We start from the raw sequence: 913 nt of genomic DNA, 5'->3' as shown, positions 1-913 counted from the left end.
AGTGAGGTGGCCTTGCTGGGGGGATCGGAATATCCGGATCATGGTGTTGGCGCGGATGATCCGGGTTTGGGGATGCTGGCGTTATTCGTGCGCCTGCTCTGCGTCTGGGTAAGCCGCATCAAACAGGATGGCGTAGAGCGCACAATCAATGCCGTTGACGGCATCGTGATGCAGGTAATAGGGCGGTGCGTCTCGGGAGCGCTCGAAGTAGTCGCCAAAGCAGCTGAGGCATTCGCGGATCTCGATGGTGGATCCCCGCAGCAAGGCCTCTTCAAGCTGCCTGGCATAACCCTCGTCATCACGCGCCTTGGTGACGGCTTTTTCCAGTAATGCCAGCGCCTCCTCGTTGCAGGCAGTAGCCAGACGATGGCGCAGCTTGCTCAGGGTTTCCTCAAGGGAATAGGGGTTAGGTAATCGCATCGCTCATTTCTCTTTTGGAACGGACTAATGGCGCAGCTGATGCAGCAGCGCATCAATAGCCTCGATACTATCGGCCTGGGTGAGCGGGGAGCCGTTAGGCAGGTGAGCCACGATGGCGGGCTCGGTCTGCATCTCGACGTTGTCTGCCAGCCAACAGCGCAACTCGATGAGGATATCGAGGGCGGTGAGGTGGGTTTTGCCTGGGGTCTGGTTCATAGCTGACCTCTTTCGGCCATCGAGACTAAGCCCTCAGCACCGACCACCAGATGGTCAAGCAATCGCACATCGACCAGCGCCAAGGCTTCTTTGAGGGCCTGGGTAAAGACCCTGTCAGATTGACTGGGTTCCGGGTCACCGCTGGGGTGATTGTGCACCGCGATGATGGCCCCACTGTTGAGCAGTATGGCCCGCTTGACCACTTCCCGTGGGTAGATACTGGCACTGTCGAGAGTGCCGCGAAATAGCTCCTCAAAGGCCAGTACACGATGTTGGG

Annotated in this window: 3 protein-coding genes; all 3 read right to left on the bottom strand. The window is 58.5% G+C overall.

Going from position 1 to position 913, the window contains the following annotated elements:
• Positions 1-81 precede the first annotated feature (81 nt).
• Positions 82-420: a hypothetical protein gene (locus AACR93_RS22360; RefSeq protein WP_181023123.1), complete on the bottom strand. Its 339-nt coding sequence runs from the start codon at positions 418-420 to the stop codon at positions 82-84.
• 24 nt (positions 421-444) lie between these two features.
• Positions 445-636: a hypothetical protein gene (locus AACR93_RS22355; RefSeq protein WP_029303518.1), complete on the bottom strand. Its 192-nt coding sequence runs from the start codon at positions 634-636 to the stop codon at positions 445-447.
• Positions 633-913: JAB domain-containing protein (locus AACR93_RS22350; protein WP_043852029.1), on the bottom strand; the 281-nt coding region annotated here is incomplete at its 5' end. The genes AACR93_RS22350 and AACR93_RS22355, both read right to left, overlap by 4 nt.

Source organism: Aeromonas sp. L_1B5_3 (assembly GCF_963866575.1).
Classification (GTDB): Bacteria; Pseudomonadota; Gammaproteobacteria; order Enterobacterales; family Aeromonadaceae; genus Aeromonas; species Aeromonas jandaei.
This window is presented reverse-complemented; position numbering and strand designations above follow the sequence as displayed.